Source organism: Nocardia cerradoensis NBRC 101014 (genome assembly GCF_000308535.1).
Classification (GTDB): domain Bacteria; phylum Actinomycetota; class Actinomycetes; order Mycobacteriales; family Mycobacteriaceae; genus Nocardia; species Nocardia cerradoensis.
Genome location: NZ_BAFW01000062.1, coordinates 1 through 3,434 on the forward strand (window position 1 = coordinate 1; position 3,434 = coordinate 3,434).

A 3,434-nucleotide genomic window follows, 5' to 3' on the forward strand; every position below is an offset into this window, starting at 1 on the left:
TGCGAATCCGGCGAGCGCCCTGGGGTCGACGCTGAGGCATCCCGCGCGCCCGGCGTAGCAGGCGACGGGCCGAATTTCGCTGGCGCGGAAGCCGCCGGCGGGTCCGGTGACTCGCGGTTTGTCGGTGCGGTGACGGCGGGTTCCGAATTCGGTGCTTCGCAGGTCGATCGCTCGGCCTTGCGCCACCACGGGGACCGCGATGTGCGGGCGGGGATGCTCGACTTCGCGGTGAATGTGCGTGGTGACGCGCCACCGAAGTGGTTGCTGCGGCGGCTGGCCGCGCGATTGCCGGAACTGGGGCGGTACCCGTCCGAGGCGGAGGCCGACGCGGTGCGCGCGATCGTGGCGGCACGGCACGGGCGCGCGCCGGAAGAAGTGTTGCTGCTGGCCGGCGCCGCGGAGGGGTTCGCGCTGTTGCCGCGGCTGGCGTCGCGGCTCGCGGCCGTCATCCATCCGTCCTTCACCGAACCGGAACTCGCGCTGCGTGAGGCGAATGTTCCGGTGGCGCGAGTGGTGCTGGCGCCGCCCTACGAGCTGGCCGGGGCGCGGGTCCCCGAGGACGCCGATCTGGTGGTACTCGGTAATCCCACCAATCCGACCTCGGTGCTGCATCCTCGCGCCGTGATCGAATCGCTACGGCGGCCCGGTCGCATCGTGGTGGTCGACGAGGCATTCGCCGATGCGGTGCCCGGTGAACCGGAATCGCTTGCGGGACAGCCCTATCCGGACATCCTCGTCTTGCGCAGCCTGACCAAGACCTGGGCCCTGGCCGGGTTGCGGTGTGGATATCTGCTGGGTCCGCCCGCGTTGCTGGCCCGGTTGAACCACGGTCGCGCGCATTGGCCGCTCGGCACGTTGCAGCTCGAGGCGATCGCGGCGACCTGCGAGGCGCATGCGATCGCGGAGGCGCAGGCGAGTGCGGCCCGGATCGGGGCCGAGCGGGAGGCGATGATTCCCCGCCTGCGCGCCCTCGGAATCGCCGTGCACGAACCGGCCGCCGGCCCCTTCCTGCTGATCCGCGTGCCCGACGGTGAGTTGCTGCGAAAACATCTGGCGGACGAGAACATCGGTGTCCGGCGCGGTGACACCTTCCCGGGGCTCGGCAACGAATTCCTGCGCCTGGCAGTCCGCGACCACGCCGCCGTCGACCGTTTGATCGCCGCGATCGAGGCCGTCGGGCTGTGAGGAATGGCGCGCAGGCGGCCGGGTGGCTCGCGGCGCGGTCCAGCCCGGCCGGCGGCATCGGCGTGGATAATGACCGGAACGGCGAAACGGTGGAGGTGCGGTGGTGACAGCGACGAATTCTGTTGTGACGCTGAAGGACTTGATCGGTGTCCTCGACGGCGCGTATCCGCCTCGGCTGGCGGAGTCCTGGGATTCGGTGGGGCTGGTCTGTGGTGATCCCGCGGCCTCCGTCTCGCGGGTGCTGTTCGCGGTCGACGCCACCGCCGCCGTGGTCGACGAGGCGATCGGTTGGGGCGCACAGGCTTTGGTCGTGCACCATCCGCTGCTGTTGCGCGGGGTCGACACCGTGGCCGCGAGTACTCCGAAGGGCGCGCTGCTGCATCGGCTGATCCGCAGCGACTGTGCGTTGTTCACCGCGCACACCAACGCCGATTCGGCCGATCCCGGAGTGTCGGATGCCCTCGCCCACACGCTCGGGCTGACGGTGACCGGGCCGTTGGAGCAGAAGTCCACGGCGCCGGTGGACACCTGGGTGGTGTTCGTTCCGCGCGCGCACACCGACGCGGTGCTGGCGGCGATGTTCGAGGCGGGCGCCGGCGGTGCCGGGTTCTATCGCGAATGCGGTTGGCGGGTGCCGGGAACCGGGCAGTTCCGGCCGATGGCCGGAGCGAATCCGGCGATCGGACAGGTCGGCGACCTGGAATTCGTCGAGGAGGACCGTGTCGAAGTGGTGGCGCCGCCGTCGGCCCGCGCCGCGGTGCTGACCGCGCTCCGTGCCGCCCACCCCTACGAGGAACCGGCCTTCGACGTCACCGAACGCGCGGCGCTGCCTTCGGCGCAGGGCCTCGGCCGCATCGGCACCCTGCCGGAACCGGAAACGTTGCGCGCCTTCACCGCTCGCGTGCGCGCCGCCCTGCCCGGCACCGCCTGGGGTGTGCGGGCGGCCGGCGATCCCGAGCGTGAGATCCGCACCGTCGCGGTATGTGGCGGCGCCGGTGATTCCTTCCTGGGCACGGTCGCGAAGCTCGGCGTCGACGCCTACGTCACCGCCGACCTGCGCCACCATCCCGCCGACGAACATTTGCGCGCGGGCGGTCCCGCACTCGTCGACGTCGCCCATTGGTCCAGCGAATTCCCCTGGTGCGCCCAAGCGGAAGGCGTTGTGCGGGAAGCCCTTCCGGGAGTGGAAACCCGGGTCAGCACCCTGCGCACCGACCCGTGGACTCTGGGCGCCGCCGACGACTGACGCGAACAGCTTCGACCCGCATGCCGATAACCGTCGGGCGCGCAGGCGCGTTGTATCGGTGGCGAGCCTGATGGTGAACCACGGGCGTCGCCGGTGGCCGACCGACGCGGCAGAGCCACGTGATGGGCCTTGATCGGCCGGGGGCTATTCCTCGGCGAAATCGCACTCTCGGCCCGCCCGCCCGAAAGCTATGACCGGCGCGATCTCACTCGACCCGGATGTCGGGCTCGTGGTCGACCGGGAAATTGACCGAGTTGGCGATGAAGCAGCGCTTGTGGGCCTCCGCGTGGAGGGCGCGAGCCTGCTCGGCCCGGGCGGCATCGGTGATGGTGACGCGCGGGCGCAGAGTGACGTGTTCGAAGCGTTGGTCGTTCATCACGCCCTCGGCCTCGTCGAGATAGTCGATCACCACGATTCCGGCCTCGACGCACAGATGCAGGTACCACAGCATGTGGCATTCCGAGAGCGAGGCGACCAGCAGTTGCTCGGGATTCCAGCGGGTCGCGTCGCCGCGGCCGACGACCGGGTCCGCCGACCCCTGCAGCGGCGGCCGCCCCTCGGCGAGCACCTCGTGGTTGCGCGAATACGAGCGGTAATCGGTGGTGGCACCGGTCCACACCACGTCCACGCGATAGCGATGTTCGGCCATCCGGTCAGAGTGTCACAGTGGCGGCGGCACCGCACCCGAGTTGTCGGTCGGCCGCGGACCGGCACCCGCGCCCCCCGCGTATCCGGTGGTCGCGGGCCGGCGATGTGGGGTTGGGGCGAAACCGGCCGCGGGCAGAGTACGGTTGAGCACCGGCGTCGCGCACCCGCTGCGTGTCGCCCCGCAACCGTCCATAGTGTCGAGGAGTACGTCCCGCGTTGAATGTCGAACCATCGATCCAGGCCAAACTGCTCGACCTCGCGGCCGTCGACGCCGAGTTGACGCGGATCGCGCATCGCCGCAAGGTGCTGCCCGAACAGCAGGAAGTGCAGCGGCTGGAAGCCGAACGCACCGACC

4 protein-coding genes are annotated in these 3,434 nt (G+C 70.5%); 3 read left to right on the forward strand and 1 reads right to left on the reverse strand.

The genetic code is table 11. The annotated features are described in order from the left end of the window. The first annotated feature begins 129 nt into the window (after nucleotides 1–129). Both cobC and ON23_RS07760 read left to right on the forward strand, forming a co-directional pair. Nucleotides 130–1,185: an Rv2231c family histidinol phosphate aminotransferase CobC gene (gene cobC / locus ON23_RS07755; protein ID WP_051042218.1), complete on the forward strand. Its 1,056-nt coding sequence runs from the start codon at nucleotides 130–132 to the stop codon at nucleotides 1,183–1,185. A 103-nt stretch (nucleotides 1,186–1,288) separates the two neighbouring features. Further along, the gene (locus ON23_RS07760) at nucleotides 1,289–2,431 is read left to right on the forward strand and encodes a Nif3-like dinuclear metal center hexameric protein (RefSeq protein WP_039777181.1); all 1,143 of its coding nucleotides are present in this window, start codon (nucleotides 1,289–1,291) and stop codon (nucleotides 2,429–2,431) included. Between the two features lie 205 nt (nucleotides 2,432–2,636). On the opposite strand, the gene ON23_RS07765 is transcribed toward ON23_RS07760, so the two are convergent. Further along, nucleotides 2,637–3,080 carry an OsmC family protein gene (locus tag ON23_RS07765; RefSeq protein ID WP_039777178.1) on the reverse strand — a complete coding sequence of 148 codons (444 nt, stop codon included), beginning with the start codon at nucleotides 3,078–3,080 and terminating at the stop codon, nucleotides 2,637–2,639. A gap of 215 nt (nucleotides 3,081–3,295) precedes the next feature. Here ON23_RS07765 and ON23_RS39945 point away from each other — a divergent pair. Beyond that, nucleotides 3,296–3,434, forward strand: a 139-nt coding sequence (locus ON23_RS39945) for a CT398-like coiled coil hairpin domain-containing protein (RefSeq protein ID WP_039777179.1), incomplete at its 3' end; no start/stop codon positions are given.